The sequence below is a fragment of the Bacteroides sp. AF39-11AC genome (assembly GCF_003474285.1).
GTDB lineage: Bacteria > Bacteroidota > Bacteroidia > Bacteroidales > Bacteroidaceae > Bacteroides.
The window spans coordinates 57054-79760 of the sequence record NZ_QROH01000004.1; the positions used below are offsets into that span (position 1 = coordinate 57054).

Annotated in this window: 15 protein-coding genes; 13 read left to right on the forward strand and 2 right to left on the reverse strand. The window is 44.6% G+C overall.

Annotation, left to right across the window (positions count from 1 at the left end; genetic code table 11):
• Window positions 1-67: 67 nt before the first annotated feature.
• The 4 genes from DW036_RS08865 to porV all read left to right on the forward strand — a co-directional run bounded on the left by DW036_RS08865 (window position 68) and on the right by porV (window position 6527).
• Complete coding sequence (locus tag DW036_RS08865) at window positions 68-730, forward strand: redox-sensing transcriptional repressor Rex (protein WP_022392328.1); 663 nt, start codon at window positions 68-70, stop codon at window positions 728-730.
• A complete protein-coding gene (locus DW036_RS08870; RefSeq protein ID WP_007659602.1) occupies window positions 730-1347 on the forward strand; it encodes a fumarylacetoacetate hydrolase family protein in 618 nt (205 codons plus the stop codon). The genes DW036_RS08865 and DW036_RS08870 overlap by 1 nt, the downstream gene beginning before the upstream one ends.
• A gap of 16 nt (window positions 1348-1363) precedes the next feature.
• Window positions 1364-5200: a type IX secretion system sortase PorU gene (gene porU / locus DW036_RS08875; RefSeq protein ID WP_118463342.1), complete on the forward strand. Its 3837-nt coding sequence runs from the start codon at window positions 1364-1366 to the stop codon at window positions 5198-5200.
• A gap of 151 nt (window positions 5201-5351) precedes the next feature.
• On the forward strand, window positions 5352-6527 hold the full coding sequence (porV, locus tag DW036_RS08880; RefSeq protein WP_118463345.1) for a type IX secretion system outer membrane channel protein PorV: 1176 nt from the start codon (window positions 5352-5354) through the stop codon (window positions 6525-6527).
• Between the two features lie 19 nt (window positions 6528-6546).
• Here porV and DW036_RS08885 read toward each other — a convergent pair whose 3' ends face one another.
• Window positions 6547-8043, reverse strand: coding sequence for a retropepsin-like aspartic protease (locus DW036_RS08885; protein ID WP_233560366.1), 1497 nt, complete (start codon window positions 8041-8043; stop codon window positions 6547-6549).
• Between the two features lie 1208 nt (window positions 8044-9251).
• Between DW036_RS08885 and DW036_RS08895 the strand changes: the two genes are divergently transcribed.
• The 9 genes from DW036_RS08895 (at window position 9252) to DW036_RS08935 (ending at window position 21729) form a co-directional block, all read left to right on the forward strand.
• Complete coding sequence (locus DW036_RS08895; RefSeq protein ID WP_118463351.1) at window positions 9252-10871, forward strand: DUF6377 domain-containing protein; 1620 nt, start codon at window positions 9252-9254, stop codon at window positions 10869-10871.
• A 349-nt stretch (window positions 10872-11220) separates the two neighbouring features.
• Window positions 11221-14163 carry a TonB-dependent receptor gene (locus DW036_RS08900; protein ID WP_118463354.1) on the forward strand — a complete coding sequence of 981 codons (2943 nt, stop codon included), beginning with the start codon at window positions 11221-11223 and terminating at the stop codon, window positions 14161-14163.
• 21 nt (window positions 14164-14184) lie between these two features.
• A complete protein-coding gene (locus DW036_RS08905; RefSeq protein ID WP_187374583.1) occupies window positions 14185-15882 on the forward strand; it encodes a RagB/SusD family nutrient uptake outer membrane protein in 1698 nt (565 codons plus the stop codon).
• Between the two features lie 265 nt (window positions 15883-16147).
• Window positions 16148-17443, forward strand: coding sequence for a histidine-type phosphatase (locus DW036_RS08910; RefSeq protein ID WP_118463360.1), 1296 nt, complete (start codon window positions 16148-16150; stop codon window positions 17441-17443).
• A 188-nt stretch (window positions 17444-17631) separates the two neighbouring features.
• Window positions 17632-18111, forward strand: a complete 480-nt coding sequence (gene ispF / locus DW036_RS08915; protein ID WP_007210486.1) for a 2-C-methyl-D-erythritol 2,4-cyclodiphosphate synthase — start codon at window positions 17632-17634, stop codon at window positions 18109-18111.
• 40 nt (window positions 18112-18151) lie between these two features.
• Complete coding sequence (locus tag DW036_RS08920; RefSeq protein ID WP_118463363.1) at window positions 18152-19168, forward strand: metallophosphoesterase family protein; 1017 nt, start codon at window positions 18152-18154, stop codon at window positions 19166-19168.
• Window positions 19169-19239: 71 nt separating this feature from the next.
• Window positions 19240-20295 (forward strand): Gfo/Idh/MocA family oxidoreductase, encoded by a 1056-nt coding sequence (locus tag DW036_RS08925; protein ID WP_118464244.1) that lies wholly within the window; start codon window positions 19240-19242, stop codon window positions 20293-20295.
• 8 nt (window positions 20296-20303) lie between these two features.
• Window positions 20304-21122, forward strand: a complete 819-nt coding sequence (thiD, locus tag DW036_RS08930) for a bifunctional hydroxymethylpyrimidine kinase/phosphomethylpyrimidine kinase (RefSeq protein ID WP_118223520.1) — start codon at window positions 20304-20306, stop codon at window positions 21120-21122.
• Between the two features lie 4 nt (window positions 21123-21126).
• Complete coding sequence (locus DW036_RS08935) at window positions 21127-21729, forward strand: thiamine phosphate synthase (RefSeq protein ID WP_118463366.1); 603 nt, start codon at window positions 21127-21129, stop codon at window positions 21727-21729.
• 143 nt (window positions 21730-21872) lie between these two features.
• Here DW036_RS08935 and DW036_RS08940 read toward each other — a convergent pair whose 3' ends face one another.
• A complete protein-coding gene (locus DW036_RS08940; protein WP_007659628.1) occupies window positions 21873-22646 on the reverse strand; it encodes a sulfide-dependent adenosine diphosphate thiazole synthase in 774 nt (257 codons plus the stop codon).
• Between the last annotated feature and the right edge of the window lie 61 nt (window positions 22647-22707).

The window sequence follows — 22707 nt, forward strand, 5'->3', positions numbered from 1 at the left end:
CTGTTGGAGTATTCTTTTCCAAAAAAAGCGTATTTTTGTCCACCCGTAACCTAAAGAAATGAAGAAAATGACCACGAACCAGGCAATTCAATATAAGGATAGCATGAAAGTGCCGGAGCCTACTTTGCGCAGGTTGCCGTGGTACTTGTCGAATGTTAAGCTGCTCAAGCAGCGGGGCGAACGGTACGTCTCTTCTACACAGATATCCAAAGAAATCAATATAGATGCTTCCCAGATAGCCAAGGATTTGTCGTATGTCAACATCTCCGGGCGTACGCGTGTAGGCTACGAAGTCGATACGCTGATAGCCGTACTGGAAGACTTCCTCGGATTTACCGATATGCATAAAGCATTTCTGTTTGGAGTAGGTAGCTTGGGTGGTGCATTGTTGCGCGACTCCGGTTTGAAGCACTTCGGGCTGGAAATTGTAGCCGCATTTGATGTGAACCCGGAGTTGGTAGGTACTACATTGAATGGAATCCCTATCTTCCATTCCAGTGAATTCGAGCAGAAGATGCGCGAATATGATGTGAACATCGGTGTGCTGACTGTACCTATCGAGATAGCCCAATGCATTACGGACACCATGATAGCCGGTGGCATCAAAGCAGTGTGGAACTTTACCCCGTTCCGTATCCGTGTGCCGGAAAATATCGTTGTTCAGAATACTTCTCTATATGCTCATTTGGCGGTGATGTTCAACCGCCTGAATTTTAACGAAATCAAATAATGAAGATTATTGCTGTCGGAATGAACTATGCACTGCACAATAAAGAGCTGGGGCATACGTTAGTTAATAAAGAGCCGGTTATCTTCATGAAGCCCGACTCGGCTATATTGAAAGACGGAAAGCCTTTCTTTATTCCCGATTTTTCGGATGAGGTTCATTACGAAACTGAGGTGGTGGTACGTATCTGCCGTTTGGGAAAAAACATTGCGCCGCGCTTTGCCAACCGTTATTATGACGCAGTGACTGTAGGCATCGACTTTACGGCACGCGATTTACAACGTAAGTTCCGTGAAGCGGGTAATCCTTGGGAACTTTGCAAAGGGTTCGACAATTCGGCAGCTATCGGAACTTTTGTTCCTTTGGAGCAAGCAGGAGGCGATTTACAGCAGCTTGATTTCCGTCTGGAAATAGACGGAAAGGAAGTGCAGCACGGCAATACCTCGGATATGCTTTTCAAAGTGGATGAGATTATTGCATACGTCAGCCGCTTTATGACGCTGAAAATAGGCGACCTGTTGTTTACGGGAACTCCCGCAGGCGTAGGTCCGGTACAGATAGGACAGCATTTACAAGGATACCTCGGAGAAGATAAGTTGCTCGACTTTTATATTCGTTGAGTCAATTTATTACGATATGTTTATCAAACGTTGCTGGTTGCTTTGTTGCTTTATTGCTCTACTTCTTCCGGTTTCAGCGCAGGAATTCATCACGCTGAACTGGCAGGAATTGTCTTCTGCACAGACGCTTCCCGTAGTGACGCGCGAACTTCCGTTAGGGAACGACTTCCGTTCCTTTACTTATCAGGTAGAAATTGAATTTCCGGAATACCAGAAACTAAGCCGGAGTGAGGTGACAGTATTAGAGATGCGACTCGACAGTTTGCGTCAGTTATCCAATGAAAATGTTGCTTTCCGGAAGGGCTTACCGGCATCTCCACAGATAAACTCCTTCACTAAAATCTCCGCACATCATGGCTTTCTCTCCATAAGTTTTGTCCCTGTCGTTTTTCGTGAAGGAAGCTACCAACGGCTGAACTCGTTCAAACTATCCGTGAAATCCTATCCGAAGAAAGATGGAATAGGGGAGGGAACAGCTACTCGAGGCTCGGGAACAACTTTAACCGGAGTTTCTTTAAAAGATTGCACAACTTCGCTTCTCGCTTCAGGGCGTTGGACAAAGATAGGTGTGAGAAATACCGGAATCTTTAAAATCACGAATGCCGAATTAAAGAAGATGGGATTCTCAAGACCCGAGAAAGTCCGCGTATTTGGTTATGGTGGTTATTTATTATCCCAGCGTTTCAATGAACATCCGGCAGCAGATTTGCCCGAAGTCCCCTTGCTGCGTTTGTCAGACGGTGTATTGTTTTATGGTCGTGGCACTGTATCCTGGAAACTGAGTTCCGATAACACTTACTTTGTTCGCGAACGTAACTTCTATTCCGATGAGGGCTATTATTTCTTGACTGACCGGGAGGATATTCCGGAAATGGAAGTAGAAGTCCTTTCTTCTTTGAAAGAATCTTCTGCCAACAGGTTGACAACCTCTAATTCCTATGCTCTGCATGAGAAAGAGGTCTATAGTTGGGCAAGTACCGGCAGACAACTTTATGAAGATTATGATTATGTAGCGGGTAACACCAAGAATTATATGTTGAACTTGCCGGGTATCGTTCCGGAAAGTGCTGTAGAGTTGACCACTGTTTTTGCCGCCCGTTCCATTGGAGCATCTACCTATTATTCGGTTGCAGTGAATGGTAAGGCGAGAGGAAATGCTACACTGGCATCCATATCTTCCGACAATCAATATTACACAAGAGCTACTTCCGCCTCCATAAGTACTTCCTGGCTGGGCACAGAGTCGGAGAATACTGTAGTGACCGTTACCCATACCCGCCCTTCCGGGACATCTGGGCGTCTGGATTATATTGCTTTGAACTATATCCGTTCGCTTACGCTGAATGCTCCTTACCTTACTTTCCGTTCTTTGGCCTCCATCAATAAAGAGACGACATTTGTACTTTCCGGTGCCACAGCTTCTACTGTCGTGTGGGATGTCACCGATCCCGCAAATATTTGCAGGATGGAAGGCAGCTTTGCAGGCGGCACATATACGTTTACCATTCCTGCAGGAAAATTGCGTGAGTTCGTAGCCATCACTCCGGAAGCTTCCGGCTTTGATACGGTAGAAACGGTAGGGAATATTGCAAATCAAAATCTGCACTCTCTGGGAGCTACGGATATGATTATCATTTCTCCCGATCGGAAAGACCTGATGACACAGGCCGAACGACTGGCACAAGCACATCGTGAAAAAGATGGCCTGTCTGTTCTTGTTCTTGCTGCTCCACAAATCTACAATGAATTCTCTTCCGGTACACCGGATGGAACAGCTTACCGTCGTTTGATGAAGATGTTGTATGATCGTTTTCCCAATAAGGCTGAAAGCCCTAAATATTTGTTATTCTTCGGAGATTGCAGTTATGATAATCGTATGCTGACTTCTTCCTGGAAGAATTACCGGCCTGAAAACTTTTTGCTATCTTATCAATCGGAAACCTCTCTCGAGGAAACCTCTTCCTATGTAACGGACGATTATTTCGGTTTTCTCGATGATGGAGAAGGCGAAAATCTGTCGGATGCCATGCTGGATATAGGTATCGGACGTTTCCCGGTTCGCACGGCTGCTGAGGCAAAAGCTACTGTTGATAAGACCATCGCTTATATGGAAAATGAGCATGCAGGACCGTGGAAACACACCGTCTGTTATGTGGGCGATGACGGAGATGGCAGACTGCACATGTCCCAATCTGAAATCTTGGCAAGTTATACAGAACGGAATTATCCTTCCTTCCTTGTTGAAAGAATCTATGCCGATGCTTTCCGCCGCGAATCTTCTGCTACCGGAGAAACTTATCCCGATGCAACAAAACGCCTATTGCAATTATTCGACAAAGGTATGTTAGTAGTCAACTATACAGGGCACGGAAGTACTTCCGCTTGGGCAGAGGAGAATCTGCTGAACATGGGAGATATTACCCAAATGACATCCCCACGTCTTCCTCTATGGATAACAGCTACTTGTGACTTTACCCGTTTTGACGATATCCAGACTTCCGCCGGAGAGCAAGCATTCCTGAATGCCAAAGGCGGGGCTATTGCTTTGCTCACTACTTCCCGGGTGGTATATGCTGCGCAGAATTCTACTTTAAACCAGGCTTTCCTTCGTCATATCTTTTCCCGTCCTGAAGGTAAACGCCTGCGATTGGGAGATGTCATGCGGCTTTCAAAGTGCGATGCATCATTGGCTGCTGACAAGAATAAGTTGAATTTCTCTCTGATCGGTGATCCTGCCTTGACCTTGGCATATCCTGATTATCAAATACAGGTAGATGAATTTGCCGGAGTGAATGTAGCAGAAGAAACAAATACCTATCCGCAGGTGAAAGCAGGTAGCAAGATTACCGTAAAAGGACGTATCTTGACTCCCGAAGGTACTTTAGCAGAAGACTTTACCGGTACAGTACATCCTACTGTACTGGATAGTAAGGAAGAAGTTACCACTCTTGATAATCGTGGCGAGGGTGCTTATACTTATACGGAGCGCAGTAAAACTCTCTTTTCGGGCAGTGATTCGGTTCGTCAGGGACGGTTTGAGTTTACTTTCCCTGTACCGTTGGATATCAATTACTCCGATGAAGAAGGTTTATTGAGCCTTTACGCTCTGGATGCTGTTCACTCTAATGAAGCGGGCGGAGCTTTCGACCGTTTCCTGGTAGGCGGTACGGATGATGGTGTTTCTTTGTCAGATACGTTAGGCCCTAAGATAACCATTTATCTGAATACGCCGGATTTCAGTTCCGGTGGACAGACCAATACTACTCCCTTGTTTGTAGCTGAGTTGGAAGATGCTGATGGTATCAATACGGTTGGCAATGGTATCGGGCATGACCTTTCGCTTAGTATAGACGGCAGTGCGGTGTCGACTTACAATCTGAATGATTATTATACTCCGGTAGCGGGAGATTATACCCGGGGTACAGTGCATTTTTCAGTGCCCGAACTTACGGAGGGCAGACATACACTGGCATTCCGTGCCTGGGATTTACTGAATAATTCTTCTACAAAGACTTTAGAGTTTGAGGTGGTTCGAGGGCTGCGTCCCGGTCTCTTTTCGGTAACTTGTACACAGAGTCCTGCCCGTGAAAGTACTACATTTATTCTTTCTCACAATCGTCCCGGTTCCACACTTTCAGTCCGTATGTCCGTGTATGATTTTGCCGGGCGGGAAATGTGGACACATATAGAGAAAGGAATATCTGAAGGACAAACTTATTATGTGGAATGGGATTTGTGTAGTAACGGTGGGCAACGTCTGGCACCAGGTGTTTATCTGTATCGTGCGTCTATTGTCTCTGATGGCAGTCGTGAAAGTACGAAATCACAGAAAATCATTATCTTGTCACAATAAACAGGGGGATTCTCTGTTTTATTAGTATTGTTATTAGAAATCATAAGCATCTCAATTGAAAGGAGTAACTAAATTCTCCTCCTCCCAAGAGGAGGGGAATTAAGTTAGATTTTGTTTTTTATATTTGAGATCGTATTATAAATAATATCGTATGAAGAAATACATCTTACTATTAATCATAGCTTTCTTGTCCGTACACCTTCTTGCCCAAGACAAGAATCAGTTTAACCCTGTTAATACCGGTGTTAACTCTCTGGGTATTGCCCCTGACTCCCGTGGTGGTGGTATGGGAGATGTGGGTGCGGCTACAGATCCGGACGTGAACTCCCAATTCTGGAACCCGGCAAAGTATCCGTTTACGATCAGCCGTGCCGGAGTAGCGGTTTCATATACTCCCTGGTTGCGTAAGCTGGTGAATGATATTGACTTGGCATATCTGGCAGGGTACTATCGCATCGGAGATTATCAGGCAGTCAGCGGTTCTTTGCGCTATTTCTCTTTGGGGGAAGTACCCGTGGGATATACCGGTGATGAGAATTCTCCGGGATATACGATTAAACCTTATGAGATGGCGGTGGATATAGCTTACTCACGTATGCTTTCCGAACGTTTCTCTGCAGCGGTTGCATTACGGTATATTTACTCCGACCTGGCATATAGAGAAGACGAAGAAGTTTCTGCCGGTTCCGCTTTTGCTGCCGACATTGCCTTCTATTATACAAATTACATCATACTTGCCCAGCGTGAGTGCATGCTTTCTTTTGGATTGAATGCTTCTAATATCGGTACGAAGATTTCTTATGATAGTGGTAATACCAGTCAGTTCCTGCCTACTAACTTGCGTTTGGGTGCTTCTTTATTGTTCCCGATAGATGATTACAATACAATTGGAGTTAGTTTCGACGCCAATAAATATATGGTTCCCACCCGTCCTATCCGTGGAGAAGACGAGTCACAGGAAGAATATGAAGAACGCCTGGACCGTGATTATAATGACATTTCACCCATTAAGGGTATTTTCAAATCTTTCAGTGATGCTCCCGGTGGTTTCAAGGAAGAATTGCAGGAGATACAATGGTCGTTGGGATTGGAATATACCTATCACGAACAGTTCTCCATTCGCGGTGGTTATCATTGGGAACATGAGAACAAAGGGAACCGTAAGTATTTCTCTTTCGGAGCAGGTTTCAAAATGAGCGTGTTCTCACTGGATGCTGCTTACCTGGTATCTACAGCACAGAGCAATCCGCTCGACCAGACACTTCGCTTCACGTTAGGTTTCGACCTTGACGGAATAAAGGACTTGTTCGGGCGTCGCAGAAGATGAAGTAGTTACGAGCTACGAGTTACGGGCTACAAGTACCTTTCGGCAGAAGAGGGGAGTCGTGTGTAGGGCATTCAGCGATGCTCGTTCCAGTATTCAGATATATATCTGCTATCCCCAATAGTATATCTGTTATATTCAATTGGTCTTCCGGTAGTTTTAAACGTAGCTTTTTGCTATCGTAGATCATTGCGTTTTTTCCTTGCATCTTCGGGGTGGTTTTCACGAACATATCCTTCAGATTAATTGTAATCGTGCTGAAGCTCCGGAACATGTCCATTCCTACTATTCCATCTCCGGCAAAATGAAGAGCATTTTGTTCAGGTGTTGCCACTACGTTGAGACTGTCTGTACAGCCCGTATACTCACCTATCTGGAAGCATGCTCCCGGCAGTTTGTAAATGCATACCCGTGCTGTGCCACCGAAACCGCCAAGTCCCATCGAGTCCCTTTCTGCTATTCGTTCGATACGATCTTTATGCTGCTCAAAGTAATCATAATTGAGATGGCTGAAGCAGGAGCCGCTGTCGAAGTTCATTTGCAATAGTTCATGGTCGTATACGATTTCCAGGTTCAGGAGGTTCTTTCCTGTAAAACAAATGTTCGGGGCAAAGCCGGGCGTGGGAGTCAGTTCTTTGGGAATAATCATTCGGTTGTTGCGTAAATCCAGTTGTATTTCCTGAAGTTGATTGAGGAAAGGCAGTCCGATGATGACTTCCAGATATTTCATGTAGCGGTCGGCCTTTTCTTCTCCGGTTTTCATATCCAACACGTAGAAAGGTACGTTTCGCATCACGAGCGGACCTGTTTTTATCTCTTCGGCAATGGCGAATTGTCCACTTCCCGTACCTATCCCATTTGCAGTGATTTCTACGTCCAGTATTTTCATGCCACAGGCTTTTGCTACTTCGGGGGTGACTACATTGACACTTGCACCTGTATCCAATATGAAGTTCCGTTCTTTTCCATTCACACTGCCTTCCATAGCTATGGCGGTGGCTCCCGAACCTTTTGGACCTACACTGTCTATGCGAATGGGCAGCGCTAAATCCGTATCTGGCTTCTCCCATTGGTATAGGGCATATTGGGACAAAGCGCGATATTCTTTTTCTTTTCTCCGGTATCCGGCAAGGAAAGTACTGTCCACCTGGCCTTCCACCTGGTCACAGAAATTTTTCAGTGTTTCGGCAGCTTGGTCGTTAGCACCCAGCTTGCTCAGGTTTTCGGATAATAGGTAAATCATGGAAGCAGTATTCTCAAAGCCCATATTACTTTGTTGCTCGTTCAGCAATTTGCCTATAGATTCGTAGGCAGCTTGGGGACGGTTGAAGAAATTATCCAGTAGTGCCTGACCGAATTCTTGCAGGAAAGGGTGTAAAGAATCTTTGTTGACGGCGAATTCGCGTTGCAGACTGAACCAGTTTTCCTGATTCATATAAGTTCCGGCTCGTTCATCAGCTGTTTGTGCAGATGTGCTGAGGCTCATACAGAGAAGTAAAAAGAGCAGTATTGTCTTCATGTCTACAGATTGTTTAGAGTTAGCCAATCTTCTTGATGATTCATTCTTCAAATATACGAAATATATTGTTCTTCTGTCTAAAAAACAATAAATTAGCTCGTGTTTTTTCGGTTATGAACTAAATGATAAATAATCTTTTAGACGCAGATGACACGGATGACGCGGATCTTTTTTTTTATCCACTTTTATAGCGCAGCCTTTTAAATCCGCGTTATCCGTGTCATCCGCGTCTAAAAAATAATATACCGAATGGGCTAATCACTTATCACCAAACACTAATCACTTTTATTCCTTTCTTTTCCGATATGAATTATCTTACTTCACCTTTATATGTACACAGTTGTTTCCTTGCATGGAAGTTCAGTTTACTCCAAATGGTAACTTTAGTAACCCCACACGGTAACTCCATTTACATGCTGAGGTAAAGACCGTTACATGCCGAGGTAAAGGTCGTTACAATAAGGAGTAAAGGCCGTTACATACGGCAGTAAATGCTTTTACATCTAACAGTAAACCGTCGGTAAATGCTATTGGTTGATTATCAATAAACTAACAAGAATCCCGTTAGCAATCTTTCATTCATAATTGATGGGCTTTGATATTTTGTGATGTAAAAAGCTGGATATGTATCCCGTTGATATTTAGTTTTGTTTGTCCGTCCTCTTTTGTCAAAGGCAAGTAGTAACATATTCATGTTACGTTTTCGGCTTCTCAGTCGTCCGGTATCCACATCTACCCGATTTGACTTGCCTTTGAGGTTAAAAGAGTTTTTTACTGCTCCCGTCCAATGTTGTCTGATAAGCATAAAAAAAGCGGTAAGCATTTGCCTATCCGCCAGAGAGGGAGTCGAAGCCCTTACGCACAAACAGGAAACGCCTACCGCATAAACGGTAAGGCGTATAGTCTGTTCTATGTGCGTATAGATAATTTCGACTTTTCTCTGGCACAAGAATCAGCTAAACGCTTTTTCTTTAATATGTAAAATCATAGTCGTGTTTACGACTGCACAAATATATAAAATAATCGAATTACAGAGCACTGAATCTGCTGTCTTTTTCAGTGAATACTATTTTTCTTTCATTATGCATGAATCCGGCAGCAAACGTTTCCGATGAATTACTACCGAAAGATATCTGAAACTTTTCTTTTCAGATATTTATTCTGTACTTTTGTCCGTGAAAATCTATTGTTAAACCGAAAAAATCCGTATGAGGCAACTAAAAGTACTTCTGGTAGTCTTTTTAGCATTCCTATCCCTGCATATCTGTGCCAATGAAACAGACTCTTTGCTTCGTGAACTTGATATGTCTATCAGAAACCGTCCTCAGTACACCTTGAAACGTCAGGAGCAAATAGATGCCTTGCAACGGAAACTCCGTCTGTCTCATTCCGACCAGGAGCGCTATGATCTTTACCGCGAATTATTCGGCAAATATCGCTCTTACCGTATGGACTCGGCTCTATGGGTGGCCAATCAGCGCGTAGAACTTGCCAAGCGCATGAAGAATCCCCTTTACGTTCGTTCGGCTGAACTGAATATTGCCGAAGTAATGATAGGAGTGGCCATGTATAAGGAAGGGCTGGAAATACTGGATGGAATCAAGTCCGCTGATCTGGACGCTTCCGGCGTTTCCTATTATTATTATCAGTATCACCAGGTTTATACGCTGATGGCGGATTATGCTTTCTCTGATCAGATGAAAGAACATTATCGGGGGTTGGCATACCAATATAAAGATTCTATTATCAGTATGCGCCGTCCGGGTTCACAGGGTTATCTGCTGATGATGAGTGAAAAATTGTTGTATGAAGAAAAGTATGATGAGGCCATAGAGATACTGAATAGTTGCTACAAGACGCACAAAGAGAAAGGATACAGTGTTGCCATTCCTTCTATCGGCCTCGCCAATGCTTATGCCTTTATGGGCAATACCGAATTGCAGAAGAAATATCTGGCTATTTCGGCAATTGCCGATATTCAGGCGGCAACGAAGGAATACATCTCCTTGTGGAAGTTAGCGAACCTTTTGTTTCAGGAAGGAGATATAAAACGTGCTTATACCTATATAGAATGTTCTATGCAAGATGCCACCTTCTGCAATGCACGCTATCGTATGCAGGAAATTTCGGAAATGCTTCCCGTTATCAGCAGGACGTACGAAAACAAGTTGAAGGAGGAGAAAACACAGATGGTTGCTCTGGTCATCCTGACATCTGTCCTGCTGATTATATTGTTGGTTGCTCTGATATTCATTTTCTATCAGATGAAGCGGCTGAATGTAGCCCGGAAAGCGGTGAACACTATGAATGAGGAACTTAAACATATCAATTCCGATCTGTATACACTGAATGATAAGTTGCAGGAATCCAATCAGGTGAAGGAAGAATATATCGGCTATGTGTTCAATATGTGTTCCCTCTATATCAACAAACAGGAAGAGCAACGGAAAATGCTTGCCCGTAAAATCAAGACCGGACAATTGGACGATTTGTATAAGACTGTCAATTCCTCTTCTTTTGTTGCCAATGAGTTGAAAGAATTTTTCTACACGTTCGATAGTGTGTTCCTGAAACTTTATCCTCAGTTCATAGAGCAGTTCAATACTTTGCTTCAGGAAGATGAGCGCATCTGTCCGAAGGAGGGTGAACTGCTGACACCCGAGTTGCGCGTCTTTGCTCTGATCAGATTGGGTATTACAGATAGTGGGAAGATTGCGAACTTCCTTCATTATTCTGCCCAGACGGTGTATAACTATCGTCTGAAAGTACGGAACAAATCTTTGCTTTCCAAGGATGAATTTATGGAAGCCGTGCAGCAAATAGGCTAATAAAACCTCTTTCTTTTTTCCTCAAATGTCTACTTAAATCTACTTTCCTGGCTCATTTGGGAAAGTGATTTTATGTTGTACTTCAATTACTTATCATTTAAAAGCTTCTACTTATATCTACTTTACGTATCTACTCAACTCTCTTACCCGGAAAGTTATGCTCTACCTTTGCCGTAGAAATTAAAGTTAACAATAGATTTTCTTTGGGTATTGGTTTTTATTGGGTAAACAGGTTACACGAGGATTAGAGAAAAAAAAGTCTGTGCCGTGTGCGGGCGAATAGAGATTCGCCCCTACAGGTACAGAGGTAAGAGAGAATTATTTTTTTATTAACTATAATAATAACCTTATGGAAAACATTTTTAGACTTGTCAAGGGACTTCTCCCTTTGTTGGGATTACTACTATCCCTGTCGCTTTCAGCACAAGATATCGTGGTGAAAGGGCATGTGAAGGACGCTACCGGTGAATCGGTTATCGGAGCTAACATTCTTATTAAAGGTACTTCTATAGGTACTATCTCCGATGTGGACGGTAATTTTACACTGAAGGCGGTCGCCGGAAATGTACTTACCGTCACCTGTATCGGCTATAAAGGACAGGAAATCACCGTGACAAACAAACCTCTCATTGTAGTTACCATGCAGGAAGACAGCGAATTGCTGGACGAAGTAGTAGTCATCGGCTACGGACAGGTGAAGAAAGGCGACGTGACCGGATCTTTGCTGACCGTGAAACCGGATGAACTGAACAAAGGCAAGCAATTGACTGCTGAAGATGCTCTGGTGGGCAAAGTTGCCGGTGTGAATATCGTGCCGGGTAATGGTGCGCCGGGTAGCGGTGGTACCATCCGTATCCGTATGGGAGCCTCTTTGTCGGCAGATAATGATCCGCTGATTGTTATCGACGGAGTACCTGTGAGCAATACTTCTATCAGTGCCATCAATCCGAACGACATTGCTTCCTTTACAGTATTGAAGGATGCTTCTGCCACAGCTATCTACGGTTCGCGTGCCTCCAATGGTGTCATTATCATCACTACCAAGAAGGGAAGTGCCGACGGTACCTCTCGTCCCTCCTTCAACTACAATGGAAACATGACAGTGAGCAATGTATATCAGTATATGGACGTACTTTCTACCGAAGAATTCCGTCAGGCTTTTGCCGAGCATGCCAATGCTCCCGAGACTTTCAAGCTGGGCAATGCAGATGTAGACTGGCAGAAAGAAATCTACCGCGTGGCACTGGGTACGGATCATAACTTGTCCATGACCGGAGCTTTGAAGAATATGCCTTACCGTGTATCCGTAGGATATACTAACCAGAATGGTACATTGAAGAATAATAACTACGAGCGTATCAACGCCAGTGTAGGGCTGTCTCCGAAGTTCTTCGACAAACATCTTTCTGTAGATATCAACGTCAAGGGAAGTATTGAGAATAATCAACCGGTTTCAACAGGCGTGATTGGCAGTGCCATCTCTTTTGATCCTACCCGTCCCGTTTACGAAGACTATGAAGGTAATGTAGGTCTGGGATATTATACATGGATGAATGGCGGTAAACCCATCACGCTGGCCGCTGCGAATCCGGTTGCCGATCTGGAACTGGCTGACAAACTCGAAAAGACAAAACGTTCTATCGGTAACATCGCCCTCGACTACAAGGTGCACGGATTAGAAGATTTGCGCTTCAATCTGAATATGGGCTATGACATCCAGAAGAATGACAATCGTGAAAATGTGCCCGATCTTGCTCCCTCCATGTACACTGGAAATCAGAATGACGGTACGGGCAAGCGCTATAAATACCATCAGACCAAGCGCAACACCTTGCTCGATTTCTATGCCAATTACGACAAGGAACTGAAAGATCATCACATCAATGTCATGGGTGGTTACGGCTGGCAACGTTTCTGGTATAAGAATAATAGTGTAACTACCGACACCGAAGGCAAAGAACTGGCTACCCCCCAGCATGCCGAAGCCGAACTTTACCTGCTTTCTTTCTATGGACGTGTAAACTACTCCTGGAAACAACGCTATATGCTGACGGCTACTCTGCGTGCAGATGCTTCTTCACGTTTCTCTCCCGATAACCGTTGGGGGTATTTCCCTTCAGTTGCGGCAGCCTGGCGTGTGAACGAAGAGGCTTTCCTCTCGAACTTCAAAGCCCTGTCCGATTTGAAACTCCGTTTGAGCTACGGCCAGACCGGTCAGCAATCCATCGGTTCTTACTACCAGCACTTGCCGACTTATACGGCATCTTATGACGAATCCCGCTATTATTTCGGTGATCAATGGTACACTACTTACCGTCCCAATGGCTACGATGCCAACATCAAGTGGGAGACTACCGAAACTTATAATATCGGTATCGACTATGGTTTCCTGAACAACCGCATCTCCGGTACGATTGACTACTACTGGCGTACTACCAAAGACCTGCTGAATAAGATATTCGTTCCTGCCGGAAGCAACTTTACCAATATGATTGAAACCAATATCGGTAATATGAAGAGTAAAGGTCTGGAAATCGGTATCAACGTGATTCCCGTGAAGAATAAGGATTGGGAATGGACTGTCAGCGGTAACTTTACCTGGAATACTTCCGAAATTACGAAGCTGAACACCATCGACCGTGAAGATAACTATGTGAAGACTGGTAATGCCGGTGGTACAGGTAAATATCTGCAAGTCCACATGGTAGGCGAAACTCCGAATACTTTCTACCTGTTGCAACAGGCTTATGACGATAATGGTAAGCCGCTGGATGGCAAATATATCGCAAAAGATGGTTCCGTCACCAGCAGCGAAGAAGATGCTAATAAGTACGTGACCGGTAAAAGCTCCAAAGCTCCTTACTACTGCGGTCTTTCTACCCGTCTGACATACAAGAACTGGGATTTGGGTATCAACGGACATGGAAGCTTCGGTGCTTATGTTTATAACTATGTGAAAGCCTCCGATTCTTTGGACGGACTTTATGGTGGAACCGGCGTTTCCAGCAACATTCTGCGTTCTACCCTTGAAACCGGATTTACGCAGGATCGCATCTATACCGATTACTTCCTGGAAAAAGGTGACTTCTTCCGTATCGACAACATCACGTTAGGACATACCTTCGATAAGTTGTGGAACGAAAAGACCTCTCTTCGTCTCTCTTTCACCGTGCAGAATGTATGTACACTGACAGGCTATAGCGGTCTTGACCCGGAAATTTATAGCGGTATTGATAAGAACATCTATCAGCGTCCGCGTATGTTCATGCTGGGAGTAAATCTTAATTTTTAATTCATGAAAAATCAGAAAACAATGAAAACGAAATATTTCAAGTTAGCAAGTATATGTCTGGTATCTCTCTTCCTTCTTTCTTCTTGTCTGGGAGATTTGGATACATTGCCTTTGGACGACAATGAATTGGTGGGCGAGAAGGTTTATTCTACGCCTGAGGGATACATCGGAGTATTGGCAAAGTGTTATGCCAGCCTTATCCAGACCGGACAAAAGGGTGGTGATGGCGGAAACGGTGACGTGCCGGGTATTGATGAAGGTTATAGTGGCTATACACGTGCTCTGTTCTATCTGCAAGAGGCTTGTACGGATGAGATCGTTTTCCATTCCGGTGGCAGTCATGGAAGTTTGTCACTGTTGTATATGAACTGGGACCCTTCGACAAAGATTATTTGCTATTCATATTATCGTCTGTATATGGCTATTAACTACTGTAATGAGTTTTTGCGCGAAAGTACGGAAGGGAAATTGAAAGACCGTGGCGTATACGATGCTTTGCAGGCTGAAATGCCTTATTACCGTGCCGAAGCACGCTTCATCCGTGCTTATTGCTACAGCATGATTTGCGACTTGTACGGTTCGGGTCCTTTCATTGATGAAACGATGGATGTAGGTACGATTCCCCATCAGAAGACCCGCCAGGAAATCTACGACTATGTGGTTTCCGAAACGGAAGAACTGACAACCTTGCTGAAAGAACCGAAGCGGAATGAGTATGGGCGTGTGGATCGTGTATCGGCTTGGTTTCTCCTGGCACGTGTCTATCTGAATGCCGAAACATGGGTAGGCAAGAATGAATATGCCAATGCTTATAAATATGCCAAGAAAGTGATTACGGAAGGTAATTATCCGTTGGCTTCTGATTACCGTCACATCTTCCTGGCAGATAACAATACTTGTTCCGAAATCATCTGGCCTTTGGTGCAGGATGCTGACTATGCACAGAGCAGTGCCGGAACCAACTTCCTGATTAAAGCATTGATGAATGGTCCGATGGATAGCTATGTAAAAACCGGAGTAGGTAGCCGTGGTTGGGGTAATGCCCGTGTGAAGGTGGCGCTTGTAGATAAGTTTGATGAGGCTGACCAAACCTTTTATGAAAATGATCCCTGGGGAGATAATAAGAAGGATAAGCGTGCACAGTTCTTTACCATCGGCCATACAAAGGAAACTTGGGTAGAAGGTAAGGCTTTCCAGAAGACTTTTGAGAATGGCTATGCATGCATCAAATGGAGAAATGTAACTAAGGACCGTAAGGAATTGGTAGATGGCGGTACTAAGTATTCGTCTGTAGACCTCCCGATGTTCCGTACGGCAGATGCTTACCTGATGGCTGCTGAGGCTATTCTTCGCGGGGCTGCGGAAGGCACGCGTGCTGAGGCGCTGGGTTATGTGAATGAAATCAGAGACCGTGCTTATATGTCCGGCAACTATGGTGACGGGGTATCCGGTCGTATTACCGACGGCCAGTTGAATCTGGACTTCATTCTGGATGAAAGAGCTCGTGAGATGAATATGGAGTTGGTGCGTCGCACAGATCTGATCCGCTTTGGCAAATTCACAAAAGGATATAACTGGGATTGGAAAGGTAGCAGCGACGGTGAAGTTGGTACGTATGTGGGTAAAGATGTGAACGATAAGTATAAATTGTATCCCATTCCGCAGGATGAGTTTACCACGAACCCGTATCTGACACAGAATCCGGATTATCAGAAATAAGGATGAAGGTTGATTCATTACTTTTCGGTTATGAGTTAAATGATAAATAATCTTTTAGACACGGATGACACGGATGACGCGGATCTTTTTTTTATCCACTTTTATAGCGCAGCCTTTTAAATCCGCGTTATCCGTGTCATCCGCGTCTAAAAAATAATATACCGAATGGCGCTAATCACTTATCACCAAACACTAATCACTTTTGTTCTTTTCCATTCCTTTTTACTCATACAATAATAAATACATTAAAAATAACAACTTGTTTATGAGAATGAAACGAACTCTTTTTTCAATCGTCCTGTTAGCCGTTTTTGCTGTGCAAGGCTTATATGCACAAGCTACGCGCGAAGAAATCTTCAATGATATTGCAACGACAGGTGGTGTATATTACGCTTACCCCGGTCCTTCGGGCGTCCAGACCAAGGCTCCGAAAGGTTATGAACCGTTCTATATCAGTCACTATGGCCGTCATGGTTCCCGCTGGCTGATTGCAGATGAAGACTACGTCCGCGTAATGGAAGTCTTTGAGAAAGCCCATGCAGCCGGAGCATTAACCGATTTGGGCGAAGATGTCCGTAAACGTCTGGACATTGTCTGGGCAGATGCTAAAGGACACGGCGGCGACCTCAGTCCGGTAGGAGTGAAGCAACAACGAGGCATTGCCGAACGTATGTATCAGGCATTCCCCGAAGTATTTAAAGGCGAACCGCAAATGTCTGCCCGTTCTACCGTAGTTATCCGTTGCGTGCTCAGCATGGATGCATTCTGCGAACGCCTGAAGGAATTCAACCCGAAGATGCGGATTGAGCGCGAATCCAGCAATAAATATATGGATTACCTGAATTTCCATACACAGGAAGCTATGAAGTTTACTTCACGCAAAGGGCCCTGGTATGAGGAATTCCGTAAGTTCGAGGAAGAACATGTCCGTCCGGAACGTCTGATGAATACACTGTTCAATAGCAAAGAGTATATTCGTAAGAATGTGAATCCTGAAGAACTGATGCGCGGTCTGTATTGGGTTGCTTCTGATATGCAGAACGTGGAACCGGAGGTTTGTTTTTATGATATCTTTGAGAAGCAGGAATTATTTGATATCTGGCAGATACATAACTATAAGAACTATGTATGCGACGGCCCTTCGCCCATGACGAACGGGCTGATGCTGGCAAACGCCAAATCTCTGGTTGAGAATATAATGGACTCGGCAGACGCGGCGATTGCCTCCGGTACAAACTCGGCCACTTTCCGCTTCGGACACGACGGTAACGTGATTCCTCTGGTGGGCTTGCTGAGACTGGAGAACTGCTATAATGAAGAGTCCGATCCGGCCAAATTCTATCAGGCATGGTGTAACTTCAAAATGGTGCCTATGGCTGCCAATGTGCAGATTGTTTTCTTCCGTAAGAAAGGCAGTGCAGACGATATCATCGTGAAGTTCATGCTGAACGAGAAAGAAGTGAGTATTCCGGTGAAGACCGACATCGCTCCTTTCTATCACTGGAAGGACGTCAGGGCATTCTACAAAGACCTGCTGTCCCAACTGCCGGATAGACCGTAAATCATTAAGGAATACGGAATAGAACGCAAATTACACAGGTTACGCAATTTCTTTTAGGCCCCCTATCGGTTGCCTTATATAAGACGAAAAATTGCGTAATTTGTGTAATTTGCGTTCTGTCTTTATTCCCCACTTGCTTTTTTTCCGTACTTTCGTGCATTCATCCAATAAAATTAAAGAAGAACGATATGAAAATACGTGTAGGCTTTGGCTTCGATGTACACCAGTTGGTGGCAGGGCGTGAACTTTGGTTAGGCGGTATCCGCTTGGAACATGAGAAAGGATTACTCGGACATTCGGATGCCGACGTGTTGATCCATACCATTTGTGATGCCTTGCTGGGAGCCGCCAATATGCGTGATATCGGTTATCATTTTCCCGATACCGCAGGAGAGTTCAAGGACATAGACAGTAAAATATTACTAAAGAAAACCGTAGAACTGATTGCAACCAAAGGCTATTCCGTGGGCAACATCGATGCAACCATCTGTGCGGAACGCCCCAAACTGAAATCCCATATTCCCGCCATGCAGCAGACGCTTGCCAAAGTAATGGGAATAGATGAAGACGACATCTCCATCAAAGCTACTACTACGGAAAAGCTTGGTTTTACCGGTCGCGAAGAAGGTATCTCTGCTTATGCAACAGTTCTGATTACCAAAGAATAATTGATTCTGACCTAATAACTACCTAAAACTAATCACTAACATGAAGAGAATCTCTTTAACCCTTTGTCTGGCTTTTCTGACAGTTCTGTTCTGCCAGGCACAGGTTGTCCCCTTAAAGTTTAACAAGAACGGAGAGTTTAAAATCGTCCAGTTTACTGACATCCACTTCAAGTATGGAAACCCTGCTTCGGATATTGCTTTGAAGCGCATCAATGAAGTGCTTGATGCCGAACGTCCCGACTTGGTTGTTTTTACAGGAGATGTGGTTTATGCCGCACCTGCGGATACGGCTATGCGAACCGTGCTTGCCTGTGCTTCTTCCCGCAAGTTGCCTTTTGTTGTTACTTTCGGTAACCATGATAATGAACAAGGTAAAACCCGTGCCGAGCTCTATGATGTCATCCGGTCCATGCCTTACAACATTCAGCCCGATCGCGGAACAGTCGAATCTCCCGATTACGTTCTTACAGTGAAGTCTTCGGATGGTAAGAAAGATGCTTCTGTGCTCTATTGCCTCGACTCTCATTCGTATTCCAAGTTGCCCGATGTGAAAGGGTACGACTGGCTCACGTTCGATCAGGTAAACTGGTATCGTCAGCAAAGTGCTGCCTTTACCGCTAAGAATGATGGGAAACCTTTGCCTGCTCTGGCATTCTTCCACATCCCCTTGCCCGAATATAATGAAGCAGCTTCCGATGAGAATGCTATTCTCTATGGTACGCGTATGGAAAAAGCTTGTGCTCCTGCTATTAATACCGGTATGTTTGCTGCTATGAAAGAGGCGGGCGACGTGATGGGTACTTTTGTCGGTCACGATCATGACAATGATTATTCGGTCATGTGGAAAGGCATCGTACTGGGCTATGGACGCTTCACTGGCGGTAATACGGAGTATAATCACCTTTCAAACGGTGCCCGTGTGATTGTATTGAAGGAGGGCGAACGCACCTTTACTTCCTGGATACACCTGAAAGGCGGCGAGTTGATAGATAAGACCGTTTATCCTGATAGCTACGTGAAAGACGACTGGCGTAAACGTCCGTTGGTTACGGAATAACCCTTCTGATAAGAACTTCCTTACATGTCATGCAAAAGATGCCACCTTTGTTGCAAAAAAAAGAAAATCATATGGATAAGATAAAAACAGGATTGGCTGCCTTTGGAATGTCGGGGCAGGTGTTTCATGCTCCTTTTATTTTCACCAATCCCCATTTTGAGTTAGCTGCGATTACTGAACGCAGCAAGGAATTGTCACGGGCGAAGTATCCGCAATCCCGTATCGTGCGTAGTTTTGAAGAATTGATAGGGATGGAGGAGTTGGAACTGGTTGTCGTAAATACTCCGGACAGTTTTCATTACGAATATGCCCGTCGTGCTCTCGAAGCCGGAAAGCATGTTGTCGTAGAAAAACCTTTCACCACTACCGTAGAGGAAGGCGAAGAACTCGTGACTCTTGCTGCGGAAAAAGAACTGACCCTGAGCGTTTACCAGAATCGCCGTTGGGATTGCGACTTCCTGACTGTGAAAGAAATATTGGACAAAGGTCTGTTAGGCCGTCTGGTAGAATTTGAATCCACCTTTCCCCGTTACCGGAATTTCATCAAACCCAATACCTGGAAAGAAACCGGGGAGAGTGGCGGAGGCCTGACTTATAATCTGGGTGCCCACGTCATAGATCAGGCTGTGCAGTTGTTCGGTATGCCCGAAGCTGTATTTGCCGATATTGCAACTTTGCGTACCGGTGGTAAAGTGGATGATTACTTCATTATCCATTTACTGAAACCTGCCCATGCACCGGAAGTGAAGATTACACTGAAAGCCAGTTATCTGATGTGTGAGAATGAACCTCGCTTTGTACTTCATGGCACGGAAGGTTCGTATGTGAAGTACGGTCTTGATCCTCAGGAAGCAGATCTAACTAAAGGCATACTGCCGGATACTCCGCGTTGGGGAGAGGAAGATAAATCCCAGTGGGGAATACTTCATACGGAAAAGAATGGGGATGTGGTGCGTGAATCTTATCCAACCCTTCCCGGTAACTATGCTGCTTTCTATGAGAACATTTATCAGCACGTCCGTAAGGGAGAGGTCTTGCAAAGTGATGCCCGCGGAGTTCTTGGTGTCATCCGGCTGATTGAAGCGGCTTGGGAGAGCAGTCGGACAGGAAGTGTTATCAGATTATAACCTGGCTTATGGATAAAAAAGCGATTGTTCTTTCCGTTGCCGGTTCCGACAGTTCCGGTGGTGCAGGCATACAGGCGGATATAAAGACTATCTCCGCATTGGGCGGATATGCTGCTACGGCAATCACTGCAATCACTGTGCAGAATACATTAGGTGTGCAAGCTGTCCATCCTGTGCCGGCAGAACTGGTAGGCAAGCAGATGCAGGCCGTGATGGAAGATTTACGACCGGATGCCATTAAGATAGGTATGACCGGAAATGTGGAGATTATTAGTGAAATAGCGCGGTTGTTACATCAATATTCACCCCGGCAGGTGGTTCTCGATCCGGTAATGGTTTCTACCAGTGGGCACAATCTGATGACGGATGAGGCAGTGGAAGCTATTTGCACGCTATTGCTTCCGGAAGTGTCTCTTGTTACTCCTAATTTACACGAAACAGAGGTTCTGCTACAGCAACCTGTTCATACGGTTGATGAAATGGAGGATGCTGCATGCCGCTTGTTTGAAAAGTATCACTGTGCCTTTCTTATTAAGGGAGGTCATTTGAAGGGTAATGAGATGTGTGATGTGCTTTATGATGGAAATCAACTGAATATCTTTGGCAGCAATCGCATCCGTTCCGGCAATCTGCATGGTACAGGGTGTACACTTTCATCCGCAATTGCTACATTCCTGGCACAAGGAGCATCTTTGTATGAAGCTGTGGAGCAAGCCAAGGAATACATTTCTTGTGCTATCGAAGCCGGAAAAGATTTGCATATAGGGCAGGGGAATGGTCCTTTATGGCATTTCCCGTCTTTGATAAGTCCTGTAAATAACAAATAAAGACATGAAACTCATTATCATTACATCTCCGGACTTTCTTCCGGATGAGGCGCGTATCCTCACTGAACTTTTTAAGGCAGGACTGGATTTATTGCATTTACGTAAGCCGGAGGCTGAAATCTATGAAGTGGAAAGTCTTCTGCAGGAAATCCCGATGGAATATAGAAGCCGGATTGTTATTCATGACTTCTTCCTTTTGAAAGAGAAGTATTCTTTAGGAGGGATTCACCTGAATTCCCGTCATCCGGAAGCACATGAAAATTATCATGGGCTATTAAGTCGTGCTTGTCATAGCTTGGAAGAGGTGGAAACCACAACACCTCGGTTTGATTATGTACTCATGAGCCCCGTTTACGACAGTATTTCCAAACAAGGATATCGTTCGGGCTATTCAACAGAGGCACTGAGACAAGCGCAAGAAAAAGGTATTATCAATGAAAAAGTGATTGCTCTGGGTGGAGTCAATGAAGCAAACCTTGCAGAAATCAAGTCTTTAGGTTTCGGTGGTGCTGCTTTATTGGGCGATATTTGGAATCGTTATCATGCATGGGAAGACATCGAACAACTGCTTACCCATTTCAGAAAACTGAAGTATTGTGCAGAATAATCTTAAAGCAGTAGCCGGTTTCTTATTTGAGGTATAATCTAAATATACGGGCGAAAGATTTCCGTCTCTATCAATTGTATGTGACATCGTAGAAACGGATAATCGCTCGCCCGGTATATATGGGAAAATAGTCTATGAAAGATTTATTTCTTCAACTTTGCAATAATCTCTTCAGCAACCTTTTTACCTGACATCAACATGCCGCCGAAGATAGGACCCATGCGTGGAGTTCCCGAAACGGCAGAAGCTGCCATACCGCAAACGTACAGTCCCGGATAAATTTCTTTTGTACCGTTTACTACTTCTTCTTCTCCTGCAATTACGTCCAGTGAACGTTCACCAATCACACCACCTGTTTCGGTGGCCAGGCGACTGCCATTTTTGCGTGCCACGGTAGCGGCGATTTCGCTGTCGTGTCCTGTTCCGTCCACTACTATTTTGGCAAGGATGTTCAGTGGGTCTACGTGCATACCTTCGCGTAATACGGGAGTCCAGTTTACAACTACTCCATTTACTGTGTTATTTTTGAAAATAACATCTTCTACAGAATAACAGTTGAATACGGTGGCTCCTGCATGTACGGCATGGTAAAGCAATGCGGAAGTACTTTCCACAGAGTCCATTACATAGAGCCCGTCTTCATACTTCTCGTGGTTGATATTGAATTCTTTTATAATATCAATGGCTTCTTCCTGAATTACAATCTGGTTGAACATCATAGCGCCACCCCACATGCCACCGCCGGGGGCAAGTTTACGGTCAAACTGTGCTACTTTCAATCCGGCCTTTGCCAGATAGTAAGCAGCTACGATACCCGATGGACCACCACCTACAATGGCGACATCCAGATCAAGGTTTCTTTCTAATTTCTCAAAATAGGTACTAATGATACCTTTGGATACTTTTGTTTCAATCATGTTCTTATAAGTTTAAAAAGTTATTTTGTTCTTTATGAATAATGCAAAGAGAGATATTCTA

Excerpts from the sequence above, each read along its gene's own strand:
- DW036_RS08865 (WP_022392328.1), top strand. The coding sequence starts at position 68 with ATGACCACGAACCAGGCAATTCAATATAAGGATAGCATGAAAGTGCCG.
- DW036_RS08870 (WP_007659602.1), top strand. The coding sequence starts at position 730 with ATGAAGATTATTGCTGTCGGAATGAACTATGCACTGCACAATAAAGAG.
- porU (WP_118463342.1), top strand. The coding sequence starts at position 1,364 with ATGTTTATCAAACGTTGCTGGTTGCTTTGTTGCTTTATTGCTCTACTT.
- porV (WP_118463345.1), top strand. The coding sequence starts at position 5,352 with ATGAAGAAATACATCTTACTATTAATCATAGCTTTCTTGTCCGTACAC.
- DW036_RS08885 (WP_233560366.1), bottom strand. The coding sequence starts at position 8,043 with ATGAAGACAATACTGCTCTTTTTACTTCTCTGTATGAGCCTCAGCACA.
- DW036_RS08895 (WP_118463351.1), top strand. The coding sequence starts at position 9,252 with ATGAGGCAACTAAAAGTACTTCTGGTAGTCTTTTTAGCATTCCTATCC.
- DW036_RS08900 (WP_118463354.1), top strand. The coding sequence starts at position 11,221 with ATGGAAAACATTTTTAGACTTGTCAAGGGACTTCTCCCTTTGTTGGGA.
- DW036_RS08905 (WP_187374583.1), top strand. The coding sequence starts at position 14,185 with ATGAAAACGAAATATTTCAAGTTAGCAAGTATATGTCTGGTATCTCTC.
- DW036_RS08910 (WP_118463360.1), top strand. The coding sequence starts at position 16,148 with ATGAGAATGAAACGAACTCTTTTTTCAATCGTCCTGTTAGCCGTTTTT.
- ispF (WP_007210486.1), top strand. The coding sequence starts at position 17,632 with ATGAAAATACGTGTAGGCTTTGGCTTCGATGTACACCAGTTGGTGGCA.
- DW036_RS08920 (WP_118463363.1), top strand. The coding sequence starts at position 18,152 with ATGAAGAGAATCTCTTTAACCCTTTGTCTGGCTTTTCTGACAGTTCTG.
- DW036_RS08925 (WP_118464244.1), top strand. The coding sequence starts at position 19,240 with ATGGATAAGATAAAAACAGGATTGGCTGCCTTTGGAATGTCGGGGCAG.
- thiD (WP_118223520.1), top strand. The coding sequence starts at position 20,304 with ATGGATAAAAAAGCGATTGTTCTTTCCGTTGCCGGTTCCGACAGTTCC.
- DW036_RS08935 (WP_118463366.1), top strand. The coding sequence starts at position 21,127 with ATGAAACTCATTATCATTACATCTCCGGACTTTCTTCCGGATGAGGCG.
- DW036_RS08940 (WP_007659628.1), bottom strand. The coding sequence starts at position 22,646 with ATGATTGAAACAAAAGTATCCAAAGGTATCATTAGTACCTATTTTGAG.